Source organism: Dyella sp. PARNA 12/25 (assembly GCF_055702865.1).
Window position 1 is genome coordinate 32,901 of the sequence record NZ_JBVQCI010000002.1, and the last position, 24,537, is coordinate 57,437.

Here is a 24,537-nt window from a genome sequence, read left to right on the forward strand (position 1 = left end):
AGTGTGTGCATCGGCAGGTCAGTACGTGGAGTACGGCTGGACAGGGTTCGGCGGGAACGGCACCGGCATTCGCTGCCGATCGAACCAGTAGCGCAGGTAGAGCGTGCCAAGGTTGGGGGCGTAATCATGTGAACGGTCGAGCTTGAAACGTGTGCCGATCACCCAGTGCGACGTGAGTCGATATTCCAGCGCGGCGGCCACGGTGTAGCTGAAACCACCGCCCGAGCCGCTTCCGAAAATGGGTGCCCCGAGATCGGCCGCCGCCATGCGGACCGCCGCCTGCCGTTGTAGATCGGGCCGCGTTGGGAAGTACGGCTCCTGAGCTTCGTTGGTGTTGGATTGACCGATGCCCGCTTCCACCTCCCACGACAGGCGCTTGTAACGCCCCGCCCAATCCAGCGGAATGCTGAACGACCAGTACCGCTGCGGGCTGTAATAGCCACCATTGCCGAAGGTGTAGAAGCGCTGGTTGTTGTCGTAGCGCCAGTAGTTGATCACCAGGCCACTGGTGAAACGCTGATCGGGCTCCTGCACCATCGGCAAATCGAAGCCTGCACGCACCTTGAAGTCGTGATTGGTCTCCGTGTTTTTACCGGTGAGCACGCCGTAGCCCACCGAGGCGAACAGCGTGGCGCGCCAGACATCCTGCGCACCGCGCACGCTGAAACCGCTGCGCACTACACCGCCCCAGGCCTCGCCCGTGACAGGGTCCCTCGCGCCTGCGTATGACACCAGGCTGCTGGTGACCGGGCGGCGCGACACATCCAGCGACAGCGACGAACTGAAGAAATCGTGCCGGTACTGAAAGCCACCGAGTACGTTGGAGACGGTGAACCCCAGTGGCGTCGTGCCGATGTCGGCACGCCAGCTGTTATTGACGCCGCTGAACTGATAGCCCGCGGCCACCGCCACGCCCTTGTCGGTCTGGTCGATCGGGTGCAGACCGGCATTGCCCAGCGCTGCGATCTTGCCAAATTGATAGGCCGTGTCGAACTGATCGGCGGGCAGCTCACCCGCCCGCAGCAACACCGTGTCGGCGTGGAAAAAGTAGTGTCCTGTATAGCCGTCCGGAATGCGCAGATAGACCGGAATCTCGGTCGCATCCAGGCGCGACATGCCGCTGGAACCGGATTCGTTGGACTGCACGATGCCCATCGCCACCTGCCCCTGGCGCCGGTCTTCCAGCCCCTGTATGGCGCGCCCCGCGGACGTGAGGCCATCATCCGGGCTGGGCAGTTCGCCTTCGCCCTGCTCTTGAGCGAGCGCCGTGCGATAGAGTTGCGCGGCGCCGTTGAAGTTGCCCTGTGCTTGCGCCACACGCCCCGCCTGCATGGTGACGTCGGAACGATCGGGGTATTGCTGCCGCAGCGGATCAACCACCGCTTGCGCAAGATCGTTGCGCCCCAGCGCGGTGTAGCGGCGCGCGATGGACAGGCGCGTATCCACATCATCGGGGGCGGTATCGGCCAGCACCTCATTCACTGTTTCCAGAGCGGCCTTGCGCTGCCCCAGGTGTGCTTGCATGCGTGCCATCGCCAATCGCGCATCGGCATCGCCCGGATGCGCTACCAGAATCTCGCGCGCCGATGCTTCCGCACCTCGATAGTCGCGTCGGGCTTCGCGCAAATCCACCTGCGCGAGCAGCCAGCGACGATCTTTCTTTCCCGCGTCGGGCACGGCGTCAAGGGTGTGCTCGGCACCTCTCAGATCACCGGCATCCATCTGCCGACTGGCCGTGCGCAAAGACAGCCGCAGCAGCTGATCGTCGATCTGCGCCTGCTGTTCTGCCGTCACCCCGGGGCGCGCGCGCGTGTCGGCCAGCCAGGGTGCCAGTTCGTTGTCGCGGTTGGCCGAGGCAAGCAGTTCGCCATAGCGCACGCGAACGCTGATTGCCGGATCGGCAGGATGCGCATCGAGCCAGTCACGCACGAGCTTCAGACCTTTGTCGGGCTCGCCCAGCGCAATCCACTCGCGCCCCACGGTGGCGAGCATTTGCGGATCATCGCGCACCTCCGCCGCAACGGCGTCGAGACGCGTTGCAGCCTCCTGCTTGCGCCCTTGCACCACCAGCTGCCGCACCTCGCGCAGATCACGCTGCGCCCTGAGGCTGCGCGCCAGTTCGCGCATACCGTCGGAGCGGTCCGCTTCGGGCACGGCCGCCAGTACGGTGGTGGCCGTGTCGATGTCGTCGAGCGAGTTGAGATACAGCGCACTGGCGTAACGCATGTCAGGCGACGGCTGCACCTTCAGCCCCTCATTCATCACGGAGCGTCCCAGCGCGGGCAGTCCGAGATCCCGATACTGGCGCGCCAGCGTGTAGCGCAGCCAAGCATCCTTAGGGGTGAGCCGCACCGCCTCTTCAAGCTTGAGTATGGCCGGACCGCGATGGTCTTCGGCGAGCAGCTGATCCGCCTCAATGGACAACAATTGCGCGCGCAACTTGACCACGGCGTCGCTGTTGCCGGTGGTGCGCTGTTCGGCGTGTGCGATCAGCGGCGTGAGTTCGTTAGTGCGGTGCGTTTCGATGTAGACCTTCGACAGCAGCTGCAACGCATCCACATCCGGCTGCGGTGCCTCCACCATCGGACGCAGGATGGCTTCCGCCTGCGACCACTTGTTCTGCGCGATCAACGACGTCGCCAGCAGCTTCAGTGCGTCGGGTTGATTGGGCTGCTGGCGCAGCGCTTCGCGCGCCAGCGCCTCGCCCTGATCGGGATGTCCTTGCGCATTGGCGGCGCGCGCCTTGGCCAACGTGCCCCAGAAAGTGGCCGTGGCCATCAGGCCTCGCCATTTGCCCGCATTGTCGGGGTCGAGCCTTAGTGCACGCGCGAACAGATCACGCGCTTCGTCATGACGGCCAGCACGCAACGCGGCAAGTCCTTGCTCACCCACTGCCGCGCCCTGGCGCGCCGTGGGTGACGACGGTGCGGACGTGGTGGAGGCGGTGGAAGCTGCCCCCTTGGGCGGAGGCACATAGTTGGCGCCACCTTTCTTGGCCAACGACGCCAGCGCTTGCTTGGCGTTGGTGTCGTCAGGCACCTCCTTGAGGTAGCGCTTGAACCAGATGTAATACGCCGGGTCGTCGTGGCCGGCGCTGTTGAGTGCGCGGCGCCACATATCCAACGCCTGGCTGCGGTTGCCGTCGGGTCGTTGGTAGACGCTATAGATGATCCCCAGGCCTTCGATGCGAGTGCTGCTGCGATCGGTCAGCAGATCGGCCAAGGTCAGGGCGAGGCCGAGATCATTCGGGTCCTGCGCCGTACGCCGACGCAGCTCGGCAATGGCGCGATCGCGTCCGCCGGTCGAGCTGGCCATGGTGCGGTAGTAGTCCGATGCCATCGGGCCATTGGGCGCACCGCGTGGAAACAGCACCTGCATCTGCTGCCATGCCTCGTCCGACTTGCCACTGCGCGCCAACAGGCGCGTCTGCGCCAACGCCATCCGGTCGGTGGTGGCCAGGCGATACTCATCCGTCAGCTGCAGCGTTGCCGGATGATTCGGATACAGGTGCTGCATTTGCCGCAGCACTTTGCCGGCTTCGGCAGGCTGGTTCGAACTCAGTTCGATCTGGCCCAACAGGCCGAGCGCGTCGGGTTGCGTGGGATCGATCTGCAATGCCTTTTGCACGATCACCCGAGCCATGTCGGGGCGGTTTTTGGCCTGCCACATGCGCGCGGAATTCAGCAGCTCCGTCATCGCCGGGTTGGGGGCCGTCGGCACGGTCTGCGCCCATGCCGCCACCGGCACGCTACCGGTCATCAGCAGCGCGACCACGGGCATCCAACGGTAGGTCAGTGCGCGGCGGGACACGTCGACGTCCAGGCAGGCACAACGGCACCGTTCTGATCGAAGCGATACATCCCGTCGAGATACCCCAGGCCGAACAGGCTTAGCACCTGGCTGTAGTAGCCCAGCGGTTCCTGCTGCGCCAGCGTGCGCGTGCGTTGCGCCTGAGCTCGCGCCAACTCCTGCCGACCCAGCGCATCGAGATAAGGCGCTACCGCTGCGGAGAAACCGGCGTTGCCGGCGCTGCCATTGCTCGTGCCGGTTTGCGTGTCGACGCGCTCCGGTGGAAAGCCATGCGCCGCCACGAAATCCGCCAGCGGTTGGAACGGCGCCAGCGCAGTTGCGCGTGCGCTGGCATCCGGCGCGAGCATGCCTGCCCACAGGTAAACGCGAATGGCGTTGTACGCACTCTCCGCCTTGGTGGCCTCGTCCGGCAGAAAACCCTGGTCACGTTTGAAGACGACCCAGTCTGGTGAGAAACCGTGCGGCGCTGTCTCGGTAACCAGGCGCAATGACGTGCCCACCACTGCGTTCCACTCTGCTTGTTCGGGCAAGGCCGTTGCCAGGTGTTGCATGACCTGCAGCGGCACATAGCTGGGGTTGAGCCGCCAGGTACCTTCCTGCGGATGAAAGCCCACCGGCCCTGGCAGCACAGTGCGCCCCAACCCCGGCAGCAAGGCGGTTTCCTTGGCGAGAATATTGCGCGCCAACACCGTGCCCAGTGCGGTGTAGCTGCGCTCATGCCATAGCCTGCCCGCTTCAAGCAGTGTGTAGGCGATCCACAGATCCGCATCCGAAGCGGCGTTGGTATCCAGTACGCCCCATGCCTCGGCATCCTTGTTGTCGAGGCGTCCCCACTGCCACGCCGGCAGGTGCTTGGTGAGATCGCCCTGGGCGAGGTTGTTCTGCGTCCAGTTCAACACTTTGTCGAAGGTTGGGCGGTCGTTGGCCACCAGCGCAAAGAACAACGCATAGGCCTGTCCCTCAGAAACGGTGACCTTTTGCGGCGTGCTGTCATCGATCACCCGCCCATCGGTACTGAGCATGCTTTGCTTGAAGTGCGCCCAGTCAGGCCATGCGCAGGTGCTGGCCACGGCACCGCCGGATAGAAGCATCGCCAGTCCCATCACCAGCACACACCACCACGGAGCCCGTGCGCCTCGCATGCATCACCTTTCAAGCCGGCGCGCCGCCAGCCGCCCCAATGCCCAGAACACGCTCAGCGCCACAAACAGGCCCGCGAGAATGCCCGCCAGTGCGATCAACGCGGGGTACTTTGAGATATGCACCCATAGCCACGCGTACCAAGGCAAATGACCGACGTAGTAGATATCGCCGACGGATAGTGGCGTAACCACTTTCTCGCGAACCACGGTGAGGTCACCCTGTATCTCGCCAAGCCGTGCATCATCGTTGAGCACGTCGAGCAGATCGCCCAACTGCGATGATGCATTGGCGGCCAGCGCCACCACACTCTTGCGCCGTGTGAAAGGCGACTCGAAACCGATGAACGCTGCCGTTGGCCCATTGACGCTCATGGCCGCCCGCCCTGCCGGACTCCTTTGCCGCTGGCGCTGTGCGGCCACCTGTTCGCGCAGTACCAGTTGGTTCTGGTTCTCCTTGATCAGCATCGGCAAGCCTTTGCCCCACCGCGCCAACAAGTCGGCCCCGCTGCTGGTGCCGATAACGAGCAGGTCGCGATCGCGCACTTTTTCTACGTCGCTGACCGGCACCACCGTGACGCGCAAGGCAGGCAAGCCGCTCCATCGTCCCAGCTGTCCAAGCATGGTCAGCACGGCTTCCTGTTCCTGTGCATCGGCTTTGTCGGGAAACACCACGGCGGTATCCGACATGTCGGCCATGCGGCTAAACGGGAATCCGCTGTTGGCGAAGAACGCCAGATTCGGCATGGCCGTGTAGTGCACGAACTGACTGAAGTCGATGCTGGAATCGGGATCAATGGCGGACCGCGCACTGTCGGTAGCGGCCGAAACACATAGCCCGGTCTTCTGCGAATCCAGGTGGAACTGGAACTGAAACTGATTGTTGCCGCCGATGTGCAACGACGGCACGCGTATCTCTTCCTCGCCACGCGCCTCGGTGCCCGTCAGCAGCGGCACATTGAACTGCCGGTCACCACTGGAGCCACTGATGGGCCGCAAGCGAACCGAACGTAGCAGCTGGTTGTTGATACCCACATTGAGCACGGAGTCGTTGTAGCTCGATGGCGCGGTGTAGCGATAGCGCACATCCAGCGGAACACTGTGGCGAGCCCACGCGAACAGATCGGGCGGCAAATGCATATCGACGCGGATGGCCGGCGGGTTGAAGCCCGAGGCCTGCAATTGCAGCGGATCGGTAACCAGATCCTTGAACTTCATCGGCTTGTCGACCGGCGCCCAGTTGGGGGCGTCGTAGGGTCGACGTTCGTGCCCCAGGTCGACGGACTTGATGATGGCCACGTCGCCGGACATGCCGGCCTGGCCCAGCACCAACGCATTGGCTGCCAGCTGCAGTTCATCGGCATTGCGCCCGGCGATCACCAGCAGCTTGCGCCCTGCCTCCGGCGGGCTTGCCGGGTTGGCCATCACCATCACGGTGGGGCCTTTGATCTCACCCAGCTTGACGCCGGCAGGAAGCGCGTTGGGCATCGCGAACGCGATGGCATGCCTGTTGGCAGGCGGCGTTTGGGCGACCGGAAAGCGTGCACCGCGATAACTGGCCAACGCGCCAAGCCAGGACGACACCACACCGGCAGCGCGCATCACCGACGCATCCGCCTGCGCCGGCAATACGAATGGCACGGTGACGCGACGGTCGTCACGCCGATCGAAGAACGGCGCCGGCAGCAATGCCAGATTGTTGGGTAGGGCCAGGCTGGCCGTGGTGAGACTGAGGGTGGTGTCCGGGCTGATATCCGCCCACAAAGAGGAATGGTACGGGTCTTCGCAATGGTCGAGCGTGTAGTGCGCGATCATCTGCACGGTGATGCGATTGAAGTCGGTGAACAGCCTCGGATCGAAATCCACGGTTTTGGTGACGGTCTGCCCCCCCAGTGCCTTCTCCATCGGCAGCGTGGCGATGACTTCGCCGTTGATGCTCACCTTCAGGTGCGACAGTTCCTCAATCAACGAAGGCGAATAGGTGTAGACGAGTTTGAGCTTGGCCCCGGTCACCACCTCGTCGTTGCGCACGGCCACATTCATCCTGCCGTTGGGATCCGAGCCACGCAGCTGAATTGGACCGTAGGAGCCCATCTGCTTCAGAGTCAGCTCACGCGTCTCCGTCGGCATGATGTTGGGCGACGCTGTGATGTCGCCAGCCACCGCAGGTTGCTCGGTGGTTGCCGCCGTGGCTGGCTGAGTGGTGCTGGGCGCAGGTGCATTGCCGGTGACGCCCGGGCTGGCGAGCGCACCCGCACTCACGGCTACCCAGCATCCCAATAGCAGGGAGCCTAAAAAAACCTGAGGAGATAGCCGCATGGAATGTCGCCTTGGGTCAGGGATGACATGTCGCTGACTGGCCAAACCGATTTGCAGTCTCTGGGTTTCGCATCCGTGCCTCGACTTGGTAACTCACGCCACCCCGCATGCGTCACGTCTCTGCCCTGCCCTCGTCAGCCTTGAACCGCGCACCGCCTGATCAAAGCCGTCCCTTTGATGACAAATGCCCTTGGCACCATCCATGCCGTGCATTAACTCGCCAGATCCCCCCACTTCCCGTGAGACGATTAAAGAACCGGCATAAAAGAAACGTGAATGGGGCGGCATGCGCCTAAGCGGTGCACGCGACCGCGTGTGCCGTCGGTCACGACGGTGTATGGGCACAAGGAGAGCAGCGGTCCGACCAGCAGCCCGCAAGAAGCTGCAGCGCAACGACTCAGATATAGCTACGCGTGTTGGCGCTGGCGAGTGCACGCTGGATCAACGGAAAATGCACCTTCGCCGGCGCGCTTTCCAGACAGTAGCGGCGCGCAAGGCCTTGGACGATACCCTGAATGTCGCCGCCGACACTTGCCGCGTGGCGATTCACAGCGGTGTTGAGTGCACGCAGATCCCAGTGATCCAGATCGTTGACGGGCTGCGTGTTGAGCCTCACTGCGAGCTGCTCGACCAGCGAGCCCACGCGTGGCATGACCCATTGCATCAGCAGCGTCACCACCTCGCTTGCTTCGCGGTTGAGCGGTGACATATCGCTGGTGTCGTTCGCAGCGTCATCAGCATGGCGCAGCCATTTGTGCTTGTGGACTTCCAGCAAGCCCATCGGATCGCGAAACGCGACGGGCGCAATCGGCGCATCCGCCGCAAGCGCATACAGTCGTTGCGCGCAATGCTCGCTCGCGTAGCACATGTCACTTGCAAGGCCGCGCAGCTTGGGCGCAGCACGAAACATGTAGAAGGAATGGCCGCGCGCAATGGCAGCACCACAGCAGCACGCGAACATGTCATCCGCCGGCGCGGCGCTATGGCCAATCGGCGTGACGTTGTAGTCCGAAAGCAGTTTTGATTTGGCGTCGTCGCCACGGCCGATGCAAAGTGACATGGGCCAACTCCCGCGATTACCGATGGATCACAGGTGCGCATCATGCGGCGCGACCTGGCGGCAGTCTTTGGGAGGATTCTGAAAAGACGTGAAGGGAACCGCTAAATGGTGCTGGTTTTGCCGCCATCCATGGGAATCACAGCGCCGGTGACATAACTCGCAAGCGGCGACGCCAGAAACACTGCAACGTTGGCGATCTCTTCGGGCTCGGCCATGCGGCCCATGGGAATTTCCGCCAGCTGCTGGGTCAGCAGCTCATCGATGGGACGCCCGCTGGCGCGCGACGCCGCCTGAAGCCCCTCTTGCACACGACCCGTGTGCGTCATGCCGGGGTTGATCACATTCACGCGCACGCCCTTCGCCGCATACGCATTGGCGTAGCCCACCGACGCCAGCATCAGCGCCGCATTCGCTGCACCGCCGCCGATATGCAACGGGTTGGCTTGCCGCCCGCCTTGCCCGACCACGTTGACGATGCTGCCGTGGCCACGCGTGGCCATGTGACGGATCACCGGATCGATCATGTGCATATAGGTGAAGTACTTGGCCTGCATGGCCGCGTGCACGGCATCGGCGTGCAGCTCGGCCAGCGGTGTGCGCCTGGCCGCGCCGGCGCAATTGACCAGCACCTCGATGGCACCGAATTCGTTCTCGACGTAGTCGGTGATCATTTGCGCGGCAACGCTTTCGCACAGATCGGCACAGGCGACATCCATGTGCAGGCCGGCACTCTGAAGCTCGTGCTGCGCGGCGTGCAGATGGCCCAGGTCGCGGGACACACCCACCACTTTGGCGCCCTCAGCCGCAAAAGCCTTGGCACACGCCAGCCCGATGCCTTTGCTGGCACCGGTGATGACAACGACGCGTCCGGTTAGACCGACATCCATGGCTCGCTTCCTTTGCGGTTCTGGTGCTCATTGAACCACGCAAGGTAGGCGTGATGCCTGTCATCTGTAATGGCTGATGGGTGGCTCTGCCTCATCGCCGCCCCGCCATGGACCATGTGCTGCGCGAACCAGCCCCCTGCCTGCCCGGGAGCCCATTCAGCTTTATAGGCCATCAGTCACATTGCGATTTTCAGCCTCAGCTATTGACGGTTCCAGATATGGTGTTATAGTTTACTACAACACCGGTCCACGAGGTCACTAAAGGAGACCCGCCATGAAAGCGAATAACCTGCTAGCTCTGACCGCCGCCGCCCTGTTCACCACAGTCGGCTTGGCCGCCATCCATTCCAACGTCGCCAGTCTCCCTGCCAATGAGATCAACGGCGTCAAGGTCATCAACCTCGAGCCGGTGACGGTTCGCCCGACGGCCGAAGACATGCGCAGCGCCGCCCTGTTGGCCGACGCCAGTGTCGCCACCCTCTCGGTCGCCCCGCTGCTCGGCGTGGAAGCACCTGCCAGCCGCGTGCTCGGTGCCCAGCTGGCCATGCCCTACTATTCGTTTGGCACCAAGTTCGGCCGCATCAGCAACAAGGATTAACCGTATGACCATTACCTGGAACGACAGCGTCCCGATTTATCGCCAGCTTCGCGAACGCGTGGTGGCCATGATTCTGGACGGCGCCTTGAACGAGGGCGACCCGCTGCCGTCAGTACGCCAGGTTGCCGCAGACTTTCAGATCAATCCGCTGACTGTCTCCAAGGCGTACCAGGAACTGGTCGACGATCAACTGGTGGAAAAAAGGAGGGGGTTGGGCATGTTCGTTATCGATGGAGCGAGGGAGGCACTGCTCAAGTCCGAGCGCGAGCGCTTCCTGCGGGAGGAGTGGCCCGCGCTCTTCGCCAGGCTGCAGCGCCTCGGGTTGGACCTGAAGACGCTGCTGCGCGAAGCGCCGGAAAGTACGGGCGGCCAAGGGGAGAGCCAGCCATGAACGCGGTTGTGACTGCCAGCGGTCTCACCAAGCGCTACAAGAATTCTCTGGCGCTGGACGACGTAAGTTTCCGCATCGAATCCGGCCGCATCGTGGGGCTGATTGGCCCCAACGGCGCCGGCAAAACCACCGCGTTGAAGGCCATGCTCGGCCTCACCGATTTCAAGGGCGAGCTGAATGTGCTGGGCTTCGACCCACGCAGCCAGCGTGACCGACTGATGGAACAGGTCTGCTTTATCGCCGACGTTGCGGTGCTGCCGCGCTGGATTCGTGTGAGCGAGGCGATCGACTTCGTCGCCAACGTGCATCCGCGCTTCAACCGCGCCAAGTGCGAGGCGTTCCTGGCCCGCACCAAGCTCACGCCCAACCAGCGTGTGAAGCAGATGTCCAAGGGCATGATCGTGCAGTTGCACCTGGCACTGGTGATGGCTATCGATGCCCGCCTGCTGGTGCTGGACGAACCCACGCTGGGCCTGGACATCCTCTATCGCAAACAGTTCTACCAGAGCCTTCTGGAGGACTACTTCGACGAGAACAAGACCATCATCGTCACGACGCACCAGGTGGAAGAGATCGAACACATCCTCACCGACCTGATGTTCATCCGCGACGGCAAGATCGTGCTGGATACCGACATGGATGCCGTGGGCGAGCGTTTCGCCGAAGTGTTGGTGAGCGCCGACAAGGCCGATGCGGCACGACAGCTACAGCCACTGGACGAACGCCAGGTGTTCGGCAAGAGCATCTTTCTGTTCGACGGGGCCGACCGCTCCACCCTGGAAAGCATGGGTGAAGTGCGCCGCCCGACCGTCAGTGACCTGTTTGTTGCCACCATGAAGGGAACCTACGCATGAAAACCTTCTACTGGCTGGTGAAGCGCGAATTCTGGGAACACCGTGGCGGCTTCTTGTGGGCCCCGGTAGTCACCGGCGCGGTATTTCTCGTGCTCAACGTGATGGCGATCATCACGGCCGAAGTCATGGGGACCGCATATGGCATCGAAATCGGCGGCAACAATCTGGCCGCGATGCTCCACCATGCCGATGCAGGCGACCTGGCCCAGATCGGCTCGGCGCTGGACATGGCGATGATTTCGTCGATGAGTCTTATCGGCATCGTCATGGGCATCGTGGTGCTGTTCTACTGCCTCGGTGCGTTGTACGACGATCGCCGCGACCGCAGCGTGCTGTTCTGGAAATCGCTGCCGGTGTCAAACACGAACACCGTGTTGTCCAAGGTAGCCAGCGCTGCCATCGTCGCCCCGGTGATCGCCGTCGTCACCAGCATTGCCTGCGGTTTGCTGCAACTGGTGATCTACGCCATCGTGCTGTCGTTCCATGGCATCCACGTATGGCAGTTGCTTCCGCTGGCGCACCCCTTCCAGGCGATTGCCTCGCTGATCGGCAATATCCCGCTGTACGCCTTGTGGGCCACGCCCGCCATCGGATGGCTGCTGCTGTGCTCGTCGGGTGCCCGCAACAAACCCTTCTTGTGGGCGGTGGCGGTACCGGTGGTCGCCGGCCTGTTGGTGACCTGGTTCGGCATCATGGGCCTGTTCCATCTGCCAACGCCATGGTTCTGGACGCATGTCGTGCTGCGCGTCTTGCTCAGCGTGTTCCCGGGCTCCAGCCTCGTCTTCAGTGACCACGACGTCACCGCGATGGGCGACATGGATGGCAACAACCCGCTCGGCATGCTGTCTCCGGCGCACACCTACGGGCTGTTGGCCAGCCCCAACCTGTGGCTGGGCGTGGTGGCGGGCATCGGCATGATTGCCGCCTCCATCTGGTTCCGCCGAGTCCGCGACGACAGCTGATCGTTTTGCCTCGCCTGCCATGTTCCGCACGGATGCGGCTGGCAGGTGAGGCAACCTCTCTCAGAATTCAGCTCCACTTCCCACACTCAGGAACCCGTCATGCGCCATCGCTACCTTCCCTTCGTACTTGCATTGACCGCGCTTGCCGCATGCAGCGGTGGCATCGGCAACGACGTGCAGGTGTTCGGCGGCGATACAGACAGAATCAATGGCCACATCACGCTGCACAACGGCAGCCTGACCATTCGCGCAGATGGCGCGCCAGATGCAGTAGTGGATGCCAGCGGGCAGCTGAGCATCAACGGCCAGAATGTGCCGGCGAACGACGCACAGCGTGCACTGCTGCAACGCTACGCGTCCTCGGCCCAGGCCATGCACGACCACGCCATTGCGACTGGCATGGCCGGCGTAGCCACGGCCACACAGGCCGTGAATGCCGCCGCTGGCAAAATCATGGGCGCCGATAACGCCGAAGAAACCCGCGCCAAGACTGAGGCCGCCGCCAACCATGTGAAGCTGGCCGCCGCGAAGATCTGCGATGACCTGGCCGAGATGAAAACCGCGCAGGATGAATTGGCCACGCAGATGGAAGCGTTCAAGCCCTATGCCACCGCGGTGAGCGACCACAGCGTCGCCAAGTGCCAGAAGAAAGGCACCGGCAACTCCTGATCGGTGGAACAGCGCCGGGCGGTGATGGCTTTAGCCACCACCACCGCCCCCGCCGTGGATGCCCCCGCGTGTCAGCGTCATCGGATCTAGCAGCTTCTGCAGCTCGGCTTTCGACAACCCCGTAGTCTCAAGGGCCACGTCGAGGATCGGGCGTTTTTCCTTATACGCCTGCTTGGCCGTAGCTGCACCCTTCTCGTAGCCGATCACCGGGTTCAACGCGGTGACCAGGATCGGGTTCTTGGCCAGGGCCTCTTTCACGCGCTCCGCATTGACCTTGAAACCGGCAATGGCCTTGTCGGCCAGCAGCACGCTGACGTTGGAAAGTATGTCGATCGACTGCAGCAAGTTGTGCGCGATCAGCGGCAGCATGACATTGAGCTGGAAATTGCCCGACTGCCCTGCAATGGTGATGGTGGCATCGTTGCCGATCACCTGCGCCGCCACCATCGCGGTAGCCTCCGGGATCACCGGATTGACCTTGCCCGGCATGATCGACGAACCCGGCTGCAGCGCCGGCAACTCGATCTCGCCCAACCCCGCCAGCGGGCCCGAATTCATCCAGCGCAGATCGTTGGCGATTTTCATCAACGCCACAGCCAACGCCTTGAGCTGACCGGACAGCTCAACGGCTGCATCTTGCCCCGCCATGCCTTCGAAATAGTTGTCGGCCGATTCAAAGCGAACGCCACTAAGCTTCTTCAATTCGCGCGCCACCGAAACACCAAACCTGGGATCGGCATTGATGCCCGTACCCACTGCCGTGCCACCCAAAGGCAACCGGCGCATGCGCTTGAGACTGTCTTCAATGCGCTCGATGGCTGAACCAATCTGCGCTGCCCAGCCGGACAGCTCCTGCCCAAACGTCACCGGCATCGCATCCATCAAATGCGTACGCCCGGTCTTGGGCACGTTGCGCAACTCGCGTGCGCGACGCTCGATGGTGCGCTTCAGATGCCTCAGCGCCGGCAGCAATTGTTCGGTAGTTGTGAGCGTGGCGCTGACATGGATGGCGGTGGGAATCACGTCGTTGGAGCTTTGCCCGTAGTTGACGTGATCGTTAGGGTGAACCTTGCCGCCTCCGCGGTTGGCCAGGTGCGCAATCACCTCATTGGCGTTCATGTTGGTGCTGGTGCCCGAGCCGGTCTGGAACACATCGATGGGGAACTGGTCGTCGTACTCACCCTCCGCCACCGCCAGCGCCGCCTTGCGTATGGCATGCGCCTGGCCCTTCTTGAGATAGCCCAGCAAGAAATTGGCATCCGCCGCCGCAGCTTTGATCAGGCCCAGGGCACGTATGAAGGCACGGGGCAAATGCATGCCGGAGATGGGAAAGTTGTCGACGGCGCGTTGTGTCTGGGCGCCATAAAGGGCTTTGGACGGCACTTTCAGTTCACCCATGCTGTCGTGTTCGGTGCGGAACTGGCTCATGTGCTGGCGATTCCTCTGAGAGTGGTTGGGGAATATAAGTCGGGGCGCGTTAGGGGGCCGCCAAGGGGGACGACAAGGTTTGGCGTTGCGATTTGCTCCCTCTCCCCTCCGGGGAGAGGGTTGGGGTGAGGGGGCAATCTAGCCCTCACCATTTCCTAAGTTACGTCACCCCGGCGTAGGCCGGAGTCCAGAGCGATATCGCTTGGTTGTCGCGATACGGCCAGCGTGCTCGCCTGCAGCGAGCTTCCGAACCGCTGCCGCGGTCCGGGTCACTTTTCTTTGCGTGGCCAAAGAAAAGTAACCAAAAGAAAGGCCACCCCCGCTTGGCGCTGGCCGGTGAAGCCGGCCAGTCCGTGAGGGGCGGCCGGGCTTTTCGACAGGACTTCCTTGTCCTGTCGAAAAGGGATCGGCCTCCCTGCCGATCCCCCTGCGGGCCTTTTCGTCCACCCCTCACCGCCGCACAGGGGGCCCGAAGGTCAAAAGCGCAAAGCGCACGGCTCGTGCCGCTGCACGGCGCATCGCCGTGCACCAAATCTCTCGGGCGTTTGCCTTAAGTCCTCTTGGCGTCGGCGCGTTGCGGTGTAGCCGCGGTGTGGCGGCGCTGCGCCGGTCGCAATCCAGGCTCCGGAACCTTCAGTGCTTGTATTCCACGCGATGCAGAGCGCCTCTGCGCTACGGCGCGTTGCGGGGTAGCCGTACCGCGTGTCGGATGGATCGCACGGTGCCGAATACCGAGGCCTTGAAGGCTCGTATTCCACACGACGCTACCGGAGCTCTAGAGGCCTTTTTCTTTGGGTTACTTTTCTTTTGGGCCAGCAAAAGAAAAGTGACTCGGCCTTCGGCAGAAGGTCGAAACGCCCGCCGCGCAGGCGGCACGCTAGCCGTATCGCTAAACCAGGGCCAAGAGCAAAGTCACCGGATCCCAGCCTGCGCCGGGATGACCGTGAGGGGAACACGCGTTCTCGCAAGCCGCCTCAAGGTACCGCAGGAACAAGATCTCACGCGCGATACCCCCAAAAAACCGCCCCTCCCCACCCCTGTTGTAAAATCCCCCCTTTCCCGCCTCTGGAACGCCCCCGATGTCCTCCCACGCCCTGACCGCCCTGTCGCCGCTGGACGGCCGTTACGCCAGCAAGGTTGAAACGCTGCGCCCGATCTTCAGCGAATTCGGCCTCATGCACCGCCGGGTGCACGTGGAGATCGAGTGGCTGCTGGCGCTGGGCGCGGACAACGGCATTGCCGAGCTGCCGCCGTTCACCGCCGACCAGGTGGCGAAGCTCAAGGGTATCTCCGGGGACTTCAGCGTCGATGACGGTGCACGCATCAAGACCATCGAAGCCACCACCAATCACGACGTGAAGGCGGTGGAGTACTTCATCAAGGAACGCATCGGCAATGACGCCTCGCTGGCCCAGGCCAAGGAATTCGTGCACTTCGCCTGCACCAGCGAAGACATCAACAACCTCTCCTACGCCCTGATGCTGCGCGATGCCCGTGACGAGGTGCTGCTGCCGATGCTGGACGGCATCATCGCCCAGCTGCGCGACATGGCACACACCAACGCAAACCTGCCGATGCTCTCCCGCACGCACGGCCAGACGGCCTCGCCCAGCACGCTGGGCAAGGAACTGGCCAACGTCGTTGCCCGTCTGGAACGCCAGCGCAAGCAGCTTGTCGCCGTGGAAATTCCGGGCAAGATCAACGGCGCCGTGGGTAACTACAACGCGCACGCCATCACCTATCCGGAAGTGGACTGGCGCGGCTTCTCGCATCGTTTCGTGGAAAGCCTGGGCCTGGATTACAACCCCTACACCACACAGATCGAACCGCATGACGGCGTGGCCGAATACTGCGATGTCATCCGTCGCGCCAACATCATCCTGATCGATTTGGCACGCGACATCTGGGGTTACATCTCGCTGGGCTACTTCAAGCAGTCACTGAAGGCGGGCGAAGTGGGTTCCTCCACCATGCCGCACAAGGTCAACCCGATCGACTTCGAAAACGCCGAAGGCAACTTCGGCCTCGCCAACGCCCTGCTCGGTCACTTCGCCGAAAAGCTGCCGATCAGCCGCTGGCAGCGTGACCTCACCGACTCCACCGTGCTGCGTGCGCTGGGCACCGCATTTGGCCACACGCTGGTGGCGCTGGAATCGCTGAAGAAGGGCCTGGGCAAGCTCACCGTCAACGCCGACCGCCTCGCTGCCGACCTCGATGCCAACTGGGAAGTGCTGGCCGAAGCCGTGCAGACTGTGATGCGCCGTTACGGCCTGCCGGAACCCTACGAGCAGCTCAAGGCGCTGACGCGCGGCCAGGGCATCACCAAGGATTCGATGCGTACCTTCATCACCGGCCTCGATCTGCCGGCCGATGCCAAACAGCGTTTGCTCGACCTGACGCCGGGCGGTTACATCGGTTTGGCCGAGCCGTTGGCTCGCGATATCTAAGTCGATGCGTCACCCCTGAAGGGGGATGAAAGAACGGGTCGCGCACACTGTGCGCGACCCGTTTTGTTTCAGGCCGCAGCCTTCTTGATCAGCCCTTCGGCTTCAAGCGCTGCCTGCACGTTCGGACGTGCCGCGACGCGCTTCTGGAAGTCGAGCACTGCCGGGAAACCGGACAGATCGAGATCCACATGCTTCGCCCAGTTGGTCACGGTGAAGAGATAGGCATCTGCCACCGAGAAGTGATCACCAACCAGCCACGGATGCTTGGCCAGATGCTGCTCCAGCAGCGTATAGCGCTTGCGCAGATATTCCTTGCGCTCCTCTCGGGTCACGTCCGGCGTATCCGGCTTGAACAGCGGCGAATACGTCTTGTGCACCTCGGAGTTGATGTAACCGAGCATCTCCTGCACACGGTAACGCGCCGTGGTGCCATTGGCCGGCGCAAGAGCGCTCTGCGGTTTCTGGTCGGCCAGGTACTGCACAATGGCCGTGCCTTCCGTGAGCACCTCACCGTTATCCAGCACCAGCACCGGCACATAGCCCTTGGGGTTGATCTGCCAGAAATCCTGCCCGCTCTCGGTACGCTTGGTCTTGGTGTCGACCTTCTCCAGTTCCACGGGAATGCCCGCTTCCAGCGCGACGATATGCGGCGAAAGCGAACAGGCACCAGCGGCGTAATAAAGCTTCATGACGAATCTCCATGCTTGAGGAGTGAGGGCTGCTCGGCCTGCCTGCCTCGCAGACCAACGATGCTAGCCAGCATGGTTACTCTTGGATACCACCTAACCGCCCGTAACCCGTAAAATCCGGTAACCGCCGGGTTACCGGGTTCTTCCAGAGAGTTGCCGCCATGGGCTTGCCTGTACGCAAAAGCAAAGTAGAGCCAACCCCCGCCTGCCCCCTCAGCGAAGTGCTCGGGCTGCTTCGTGGTGCATGGGCGCCTAACGTGATCTGGCAGCTCAGCGGGGAGGCTCGGCGGTTTGGCGAACTTCGTCATGACATGCCGCGTATTTCAGCGCGCGTGTTGAGTGCGCGGTTGCGGGAGTTGGAATCGCGCGGGCTGGTGACGCGGAGAGTGCTGAATACCTCGCCGCCGTCGGCCGAGTATGCGCTGACCGAACTTGGGCGCGAGTTGCTCCCGGCGATCAATGCGATTGCGAATGTGGGGAGGAAGTTGATTGCGGAGTGGGAAACGCATGAGAGCGAGTTAGCTGCGCACTGACCACTGGGGATTATTGCTGCTCGCATCTCTGCGGAGAGATGAAACGAAGCAACACCTTCGGATTAAGTCCTCACCGCTACGGCGCGTTGCGGTGTAGCCGTATTGCGTGTCGGGCGATCGTGACGATCCGGGCCTCGCGGCATTCAAGGCTCTTATTCAACACGACGCTACGACAGCCCCGCTCTTGAGGCCGTTTTCTTTGGGTTACTTTTCTTTTGGGCCAGCAAAAGAAAAGTGACTCGAGCGCCGGCAGGGGATCGAAACGCCCGCCGCGTAGGCGGCACGCTGGCGGAGACCTAGACCAAGAGCGAAAGTCACCGGATGACTCGCTTCGCTCGCCCCTTCGGGGCCGCCCTACGGGCGTTCTGCGCGCTTCGCGCTTGTCCCGCCTTCGCGGGGATGACGGTGAGGGGAACACAGATCATCGCGAGTCCCACCCCTCACCCCAACCCTCTCCTCGCTCCTCTAAGCCGCGGCCGTCCATGGCCTCTCCCCGCGTACCCCGGAGGGGAGAGGGAGAAATATGGCGCGGTATCACTCGACGTCATCAGACCCTTCGTTGACACCCTCAAACAAAAACGTCGACAAATACCGCTCACCTGTATCCGGCAACATCGCCAACAACACCGCCCCCTGCGGCGCATCCTTCGCCACCTCCAGCGCTGCAGCAAACGTGGCACCCGCCGAAATACCTACAAAAATACCTTCCTTCTGCGCCAGCTCTCGCGACGTATCGCGCGCCACCACATCGTCGACCGGAAGAATCTTGCTCGCCACCTCGCGATTGAGCACCGCCGGTACAAAGTCAGGCGTCCAGCCCTGGATCTTGTGCGGCTGCCACTCCTTGCCCGACAGCAACGATGCACCGGCCGGCTCGCAAGCGATCACCTTCACTTCCGGGCGCGCCACCTTCAACACTTCACCAACACCCGTCAGCGTGCCGCCGGTACCCCACCCCGTCACGAAATAATCGAGTCGCTTGGCGGCGAAATCACGCAAAATTTCCGCTGCCGTGGTGTTGCGGTGATACGACGGATTGGCTTCGTTCTCGAACTGCCGCGCCAGAAACCAGCCGTTCTTGTCCGCCAGCTCTTTCGCCCTGCGCACCATGCCACTGCCACGCTCGGCCGCCGGAGTCAGCACCACCTTGGCGCCATAAGCGCGCATCAGCTTGCGGCGCTCAATGGAAAAGGTTTCGGTCATCACCGCGACGAACGGGTAGCCACGCGCCGCACACACCGCCGCCAAAGCGACGCCCGTGTTGCCGGAGGTCGCCTCCACCACAGTCTGGCCTGGCTTGAGCACGCCACGCTGCTCGGCATCGATGATGATGGCGTAAGCGAGGCGATCCTTCACCGAGCCGGCTGGGTTGAATGCCTCCACCTTCACGTACATCGTCACGTGCTTCGGCGCCAGCCGGTGAATGCGGACGATGGGCGTGTTGCCGATGGTGTCGAGAATACTGTCGTAAATCATGGGATCACTCCGTGGCACGGCATGGATGGAAACGGTGTCGCGCGATGGTGCGCCCGTTCAGGGTAAGGTTGTGTCAAGCCGCAGCCACCTTGGGCTGCGGCGAGGGGATGGTTGGCGTGACGCCCTGCGGCGGACGTCCAAACCAGGCCAGCTGGGTGGCCAACGCAGCCACCTCGCCAATGATCAGCAACGCAGGTGACCGCACCTCATGCACGGCGGCCTGCTCGACCAGGCTGGCCAGCGTCCCGGTGATCACGCGCTGCTCCGGTCGCGAACCGTTTTCGACCAGGGCGAATGGCGTGCTCGATGCCCGACCGTTCGACAGCAGACGCTGCTGTATGACCGGCAGTTCGCTGGTGCCCATATAGACGGCCAACGTCTGCCGCTCCTGCGCCAAGGCCTGCCAGTCCAGCGTGTCGATCGAGTTCTTGCAGTGCGCGGTGACCAGACGCACCGACTGCGCGTGGTCGCGATGGGTCAACGGTATGCCCGCATACGCCGCGCAGGCCAGCGCCGCGGTGATGCCGGGCACCACTTCATAGGGAATGCCGTGCTGACGCAGGAATTCCAGCTCCTCGCCGCCACGACCGAACACGAACGGGTCGCCACCCTTCAGGCGAACCACCCGGCGGCCAGCCGCCGCATGTTCCAGCATCAACGCATGGATCTGCTCCTGAGTGGCGTGATGGTTTCCGGCCTGCTTGGCCACCTCGATGCGCTCGGCATCACGGCGTGCAAGCGCCAGCACCTCGACGCTCACCAACCGGTCGTGCAGGATCACGTCCGCTTCGTTGAGCGCGCGAAGGCCGCGCAGCGTCAGCAACCCTGGATCGCCGGGACCTGCGCCAAGCAGCACGACAGAGCCCGATGGCACCGGCTCCACTGATTCCAGCAGGCGCTCGGCGGACGCTTCTGCAAGCGCCCACTGCCCTCGCCGCAATAAGCTCTGCACGGGGCCATTCAACAAGCGCTCGTAGAACCGGCGGCGCAATGCCAGGTCAGGTATGCGAGCCCGAATGCGGTGGCGCAGCTGTGCAAGCAGCGTCGCGACCGAGCCCACCACGGGGTCGATCAGCAATTCCAGTCGTTCGCGCAACAGGCGCGCCAGCATCGGGGCATGGCCTCCGCTGGAAACGGCGATGGTGACGGGCGATCTGTCAATCACCGCGGGGACGTGGAAACTCGACCGCTCGGCGTCGTCCACCACATTCACAAACAAGTGCCGCGCTTCCGCCAACGCCACGATCTGGTGATGGAGTGGCGCATCGTCCGTGGCAGCAATCACCAGCCAGGCGTCGTCGAGCCACTGTTCTTCGAAAAGGCCGGCATGCCATTGGATGCGACCTTCCCGGACCCAGCCGTGCAGCGCGGGGGTGAGGTCGGGCGCCCCCACCGCAACCCGCGCGCCGGCTTCCAACAATGCCGCCGCCTTGCGTTCACCGACCACACCGCCACCGACCACCAGTACCTGGCGGCCGGAAAGATCGGCAAACAACGGATACAGCTTCATCGAACCCCTGACTCCGTGCGATAGGCATGCTGATATGAGCTTTCCACGCTAGGCAGGCGGCCGGGCCCGCACAAATGATTTCTGCACAGGGATATATGCCGGACCGTTATAAGCGGTGGCCGGACCGCTGCTCGATGATGTATTGACGCATCGCAACAACAGATGTATAGACGTCTAATTCACAAATATCGGTCACACGCACTCATGGCCAGCCATCGCCAACTGCCGGGCAACACCCCGACCTCCCGCTTAGGCAGGAAGGCGGCGTGCCGGGTCGCGCGATGTACTCGCCCCGCAACTACGAGCCACCTCTCTCTCGATCGCTTGCGGAACCTGAGTCATGACCCTTACCCAACTGCGTTACCTGGTCGCCATTGCGGATGCCGGGCTCAACATCACCCTGGCGGCCGAACGGGTACACGCCACCCAGCCAGGCCTCAGCAAGCTGCTAAGGCAGCTTGAGGACGAGCTAGGCTTTCAACTGTTCCACCGGAAAGGCCGTAGCCTGCACGCCATCACGCATGCCGGCACCCACGTACTGGAGCGCGCGCGGATCATCCTGGCCGAAGCGGCCAATATCCGCTCGATAGCCGCCAACCTTCGCAACGAATCGCGCGGCACCCTGCGCATCGCCACCACCCACACCCAGGCCCGCTTCGCGCTGCCCACTGCCGTCGCTGCGTTAAGCCGCAGCTACCCGCAGGTAAGCGTGCATCTGCAGCCGGTCAGCGACTCGGACGTCATCTCACTATTGGATGGCGGCCAGGTGGACCTGGCCATTGTCAGCACCGCCGCCGGTGCACCGCCACCGAGCGGCATCGCCCTGCCCGCCTACCGCTGGAACCGCATCGTGGTCGTGCCCAACGCTCATCCATTGGCCCGCCAGAACAAGCCACCCACGCTGGAGCAGCTCGCCGCCAACCCGTTGATCAGCTACGACTCCTCGCTCAAGCCGGAGTCCTCACTGGCGCGCGCCTTTCACGCCGCCGGCCTCGACCCGCAGATCATCATGACGGCGAGCGATGCCGACCTCATCAAGACCTACGTACGCGAAGGCATGGGTATTGGTGTGCTCGCCGAGATGGCGTATCAACCGGCGCACGACACCGACCTCCACGAGCTGTCCGCAGACCACCTGTTCGCCGCCTGCACTACCTGGATCGTATTGCGACGGGAAAGCGTGCTGCGCGAGTACGCGCTGGATTTCATCGGTGTATTTGCACCGCATCTGGAACGGCGGGCGGTGAGTCGCGCGCTAGCTAGCGGCGGCGTTGGTACATCGCAATGGCCGGGCGTGCCGCATTGGCGTGAGCGTGAGGTGCCGCACAAGGTGGTGGATCGGGTGCTTGAGGCGCAGTAGGTCGCGCGGTGACAAGCAAAGCGTTCTGGTAAAGAAGCCATTGGGGATTGAGGCAAGATTGGCCCCTCACCCCAGCCCTCTCCCCGAAGGGGAGAGGGAGAAGTGTGGTGCCGCCGCACCTCGCTTTAAGTCCTCTTCGCGACGGCGCGTTGCGGTGTAGCCGTACCGTGTGTCGGGCGATCGTGACGTTCCGGACTTCACGACCGCCAAGTCTTTTATTCAGCACGACGCTACGACCACCCCGCTCTTAAGGCCGTTTTCTTTGGGTTACTTTTCTTTTGGGCCAGCAAAAGAAAAGTGACTCGAGCGTCGGCAGACGATCGAAACGCCCGCCGCGTAGGCGGCAAGCTGGCGGGAACGCTCGGCCGAGGCCAAAAGCAAAGTCACTGGATCCCCGCTTTCGCGGGGATGACGGTGAGGGGAATACACGCTCGCGCGCGCCTATCTCTCCGGGGTCGCCCTTCGAGCGTTCTGCGCGCGTCGTGCTTGCCCCGCTTGACCCGCCTGAGGTATTCAAGAGCCCCTCGCGCGGATGACCAGCAGAGATGCGCACGCTAGCCATCAAACTAGCCAAACAACAACCCTCTCTGCTCCAACAACTCCACAATCCTCCCCGCCAACACCAACGGCTCCCCCGCATCCCCATCCAGCCGCAACTCCGGCTTCAAAGGCTCCTCATACGGATCACTGATCCCCGTGAAATGCGAAATCACCCCAGCCCGCGCCTGCGCATAAAGCCCCTTGCGATCCCGCGCCTCGCACACCTCCAGCGCCGTCGCCACATGGATCTCGATAAAGTCGCCATGCGCCTCCACCAGCGCACGGGCTTCAGCACGCGCATCGGCATACGGCGCAATCGGCGCACACACCGCAATACCGCCATGTCGCACAATCTCACTCGCCACATAACCAATGCGCGTCACATTGGCATTGCGATCCTCACGCGAAAAACCCAATCCACGCGACAAATGCTTGCGCACCTCATCACCATCCAGCACCGTCACCGAACGACTGGTGCTCTCAAGCAACTGAGCAACCACCGCCTGGGCAATGGTCGACTTACCCGCACCAGACAACCCAGTGAAGAACAACGCAAAACCACGTGACGCCTGCGCCGGATGCCGCTCGCGGAGAATCTCCACCACTTCCGGAAACGAGTACCACGAAGGAATCTCGCTGCCTTCCTGCAGGTGGCGCCGAAGCTGAGTGCCCGAGATGTCGCGCACCTCATCGTCCGGCTGCACTTCGGTCGATGGCAGGTAGGTGTCACGATTGGCCACATACACCATCGCCGGGAACGGGACGATGCGAATGCCCAGCTCAGCCTGATGACGCTCCAACAGGTGCTGCGCGTCGAACGGCCCATAGAACGGCTCGCCATTCGCGCCCTTGCCCGGACCCGCGTGATCACGCCCTACGATGAAATGACTGGCACCGTAATTCTTGCGGATGATCGCGTGCCATAGCGCTTCACGCGGGCCACCCATGCGCATGGCCAATGGCAGCAGCGAAAGCTTGGCGCTGTTCGCCGGATACTGCGGCAGCAAGGCCTGATAGCAACGCACGCGCGTGTAGTGATCGATATCGCCCGGTTTGGTGCGCCCCACCGAGGGCTGCACCAACAGCTTTGCACCGACCTGCTGAGCGGCGCGAAGAGTCAACTCGCGATGGGCGCGGTGCATCGGGTTGCGCGTCTGGAAGGCGACGATGCGATGCCAACCGTGCGCCGCGAACCACTCGCGCAGGGTGCGCGGCGTGTCGCGCAGGCCCGTGAAGTCGTAGTGCGATGGCGATTGGATGCCCAGCACGCGACCACCCAGGTTGACCGGGCGATAGCGATCCAGCAATTCGGCAACACCGGGATGCGTGCGATCGACGGTGCCAAACACCTGACGGGCTTCGTGCTCGCGATCCGGCCGATAGATGTCCTCCACCAGCAGCACGGCGAGCGGCACGCCTTGGGAGTCACGCAGGGCGACTTCGCTGCCGGGAGCCAGACGCTCGGCAAATGCTTCGCTTACGTCCAGCGTGACCGGCATGGGCCACAACGTGCCATCCGCCAGTCGTGCGTCACTGACCACGCGATCGTAATCGCGCTGGGTGAGGAACCCTTCCAGCGGCGAGAACGCGCCGTTAAGCAGCAGCTCGAGATCACATAACTGACGCGTATCCAGATCAACGCCAGGCAAGCCCGCGCTGCGCTGTTTCCATCGTTCGGCTTCGTCGGCGGGCAAATACAGCTCTTTCAAGACGCCGCCATGCGGGGCAATCAAGCTCGCCTTCTCGGCAAGCTCGGCAAGGCTGGCGTCAACTTCGGCAAGGGCACTCTGGCTCATGATGATGTTCTTGTCGTATCGGGGTCAGCGGCCAGCGAAATGCGCTGGAATGAATCTGTTCTTGAGTAT

The 24,537-nt window shown here is 62.9% G+C and carries 18 protein-coding genes; 8 read left to right on the forward strand and 10 right to left on the reverse strand.

Annotated elements, in window-relative coordinates; translation table 11 throughout:
* Positions 1 to 18: 18 nt before the first annotated feature.
* The 5 genes from AC0GUR_RS04680 to AC0GUR_RS04700 all read right to left on the reverse strand — a co-directional run bounded on the left by AC0GUR_RS04680 (position 19) and on the right by AC0GUR_RS04700 (position 9,215).
* Complete coding sequence (locus AC0GUR_RS04680; protein WP_472876319.1) at positions 19 to 3,810, reverse strand: cellulose biosynthesis protein BcsC; 3,792 nt, start codon at positions 3,808 to 3,810, stop codon at positions 19 to 21.
* Positions 3,792 to 4,952, reverse strand: coding sequence for a cellulose synthase complex periplasmic endoglucanase BcsZ (bcsZ, locus tag AC0GUR_RS04685; RefSeq protein WP_472876320.1), 1,161 nt, complete (start codon positions 4,950 to 4,952; stop codon positions 3,792 to 3,794). Before bcsZ ends, AC0GUR_RS04680 begins: the two co-directional genes overlap by 19 nt.
* Before the next feature lie 3 nt (positions 4,953 to 4,955).
* Positions 4,956 to 7,211 (reverse strand): cellulose biosynthesis cyclic di-GMP-binding regulatory protein BcsB, encoded by a 2,256-nt coding sequence (gene bcsB, locus AC0GUR_RS04690; RefSeq protein WP_472876321.1) that lies wholly within the window; start codon positions 7,209 to 7,211, stop codon positions 4,956 to 4,958.
* Between the two features lie 454 nt (positions 7,212 to 7,665).
* A complete protein-coding gene (locus AC0GUR_RS04695; protein WP_472876322.1) occupies positions 7,666 to 8,328 on the reverse strand; it encodes a hypothetical protein in 663 nt (220 codons plus the stop codon).
* A 101-nt stretch (positions 8,329 to 8,429) separates the two neighbouring features.
* A complete protein-coding gene (locus tag AC0GUR_RS04700; protein WP_472876323.1) occupies positions 8,430 to 9,215 on the reverse strand; it encodes an SDR family NAD(P)-dependent oxidoreductase in 786 nt (261 codons plus the stop codon).
* A 274-nt stretch (positions 9,216 to 9,489) separates the two neighbouring features.
* Here AC0GUR_RS04700 and AC0GUR_RS04705 point away from each other — a divergent pair, with 274 nt between their 5' ends.
* The 5 genes from AC0GUR_RS04705 to AC0GUR_RS04725 all read left to right on the forward strand — a co-directional run bounded on the left by AC0GUR_RS04705 (position 9,490) and on the right by AC0GUR_RS04725 (position 12,689).
* Positions 9,490 to 9,813 (forward strand): hypothetical protein, encoded by a 324-nt coding sequence (locus AC0GUR_RS04705; protein WP_472876324.1) that lies wholly within the window; start codon positions 9,490 to 9,492, stop codon positions 9,811 to 9,813.
* Between the two features lie 4 nt (positions 9,814 to 9,817).
* The gene (locus AC0GUR_RS04710) at positions 9,818 to 10,204 is read left to right on the forward strand and encodes a GntR family transcriptional regulator (protein ID WP_472876325.1); all 387 of its coding nucleotides are present in this window, start codon (positions 9,818 to 9,820) and stop codon (positions 10,202 to 10,204) included.
* Positions 10,201 to 11,058, forward strand: a complete 858-nt coding sequence (locus AC0GUR_RS04715; protein ID WP_472876326.1) for an ABC transporter ATP-binding protein — start codon at positions 10,201 to 10,203, stop codon at positions 11,056 to 11,058. Before AC0GUR_RS04710 ends, AC0GUR_RS04715 begins: the two co-directional genes overlap by 4 nt.
* Positions 11,055 to 12,020: an ABC-2 transporter permease gene (locus tag AC0GUR_RS04720; protein ID WP_472876327.1), complete on the forward strand. Its 966-nt coding sequence runs from the start codon at positions 11,055 to 11,057 to the stop codon at positions 12,018 to 12,020. The genes AC0GUR_RS04715 and AC0GUR_RS04720 overlap by 4 nt, the downstream gene beginning before the upstream one ends.
* A 99-nt stretch (positions 12,021 to 12,119) precedes the next feature.
* Positions 12,120 to 12,689, forward strand: coding sequence for a DUF2884 family protein (locus AC0GUR_RS04725; RefSeq protein ID WP_472876328.1), 570 nt, complete (start codon positions 12,120 to 12,122; stop codon positions 12,687 to 12,689).
* A gap of 30 nt (positions 12,690 to 12,719) precedes the next feature.
* On the opposite strand, the gene AC0GUR_RS04730 is transcribed toward AC0GUR_RS04725, so the two are convergent.
* Entirely contained in the window at positions 12,720 to 14,117 is a 1,398-nt protein-coding gene (locus AC0GUR_RS04730) for a class II fumarate hydratase (protein WP_472876329.1), read from the reverse strand.
* 1,079 nt (positions 14,118 to 15,196) lie between these two features.
* Here AC0GUR_RS04730 and purB point away from each other — a divergent pair.
* Complete coding sequence (purB, locus tag AC0GUR_RS04735) at positions 15,197 to 16,564, forward strand: adenylosuccinate lyase (protein WP_472876330.1); 1,368 nt, start codon at positions 15,197 to 15,199, stop codon at positions 16,562 to 16,564.
* Positions 16,565 to 16,632: 68 nt separating this feature from the next.
* Here the strand turns inward: purB and gstA are convergent, their stop codons facing one another.
* The gene (gene gstA / locus AC0GUR_RS04740) at positions 16,633 to 17,253 is read right to left on the reverse strand and encodes a glutathione transferase GstA (RefSeq protein ID WP_472876331.1); all 621 of its coding nucleotides are present in this window, start codon (positions 17,251 to 17,253) and stop codon (positions 16,633 to 16,635) included.
* A 221-nt stretch (positions 17,254 to 17,474) separates the two neighbouring features.
* Here gstA and AC0GUR_RS04745 point away from each other — a divergent pair, with 221 nt between their 5' ends.
* Positions 17,475 to 17,786 carry a winged helix-turn-helix transcriptional regulator gene (locus AC0GUR_RS04745; RefSeq protein WP_472876857.1) on the forward strand — a complete coding sequence of 104 codons (312 nt, stop codon included), beginning with the start codon at positions 17,475 to 17,477 and terminating at the stop codon, positions 17,784 to 17,786.
* A gap of 534 nt (positions 17,787 to 18,320) precedes the next feature.
* Here AC0GUR_RS04745 and cysK read toward each other — a convergent pair.
* Positions 18,321 to 19,262 carry a cysteine synthase A gene (cysK, locus tag AC0GUR_RS04750; RefSeq protein WP_472876332.1) on the reverse strand — a complete coding sequence of 314 codons (942 nt, stop codon included), beginning with the start codon at positions 19,260 to 19,262 and terminating at the stop codon, positions 18,321 to 18,323.
* Between the two features lie 73 nt (positions 19,263 to 19,335).
* Entirely contained in the window at positions 19,336 to 20,772 is a 1,437-nt protein-coding gene (gene cysG / locus AC0GUR_RS04755) for a siroheme synthase CysG (RefSeq protein WP_472876333.1), read from the reverse strand.
* Positions 20,773 to 21,112: 340 nt separating this feature from the next.
* On the opposite strand from cysG, the gene AC0GUR_RS04760 reads away from it, so the two are divergent.
* Positions 21,113 to 22,132: a LysR substrate-binding domain-containing protein gene (locus tag AC0GUR_RS04760; protein WP_472876334.1), complete on the forward strand. Its 1,020-nt coding sequence runs from the start codon at positions 21,113 to 21,115 to the stop codon at positions 22,130 to 22,132.
* Positions 22,133 to 22,698: 566 nt separating this feature from the next.
* Here AC0GUR_RS04760 and AC0GUR_RS04765 read toward each other — a convergent pair.
* A complete protein-coding gene (locus AC0GUR_RS04765) occupies positions 22,699 to 24,468 on the reverse strand; it encodes a bifunctional sulfate adenylyltransferase/adenylylsulfate kinase (protein ID WP_472876335.1) in 1,770 nt (589 codons plus the stop codon).
* Positions 24,469 to 24,537: the final 69 nt, after the last annotated feature.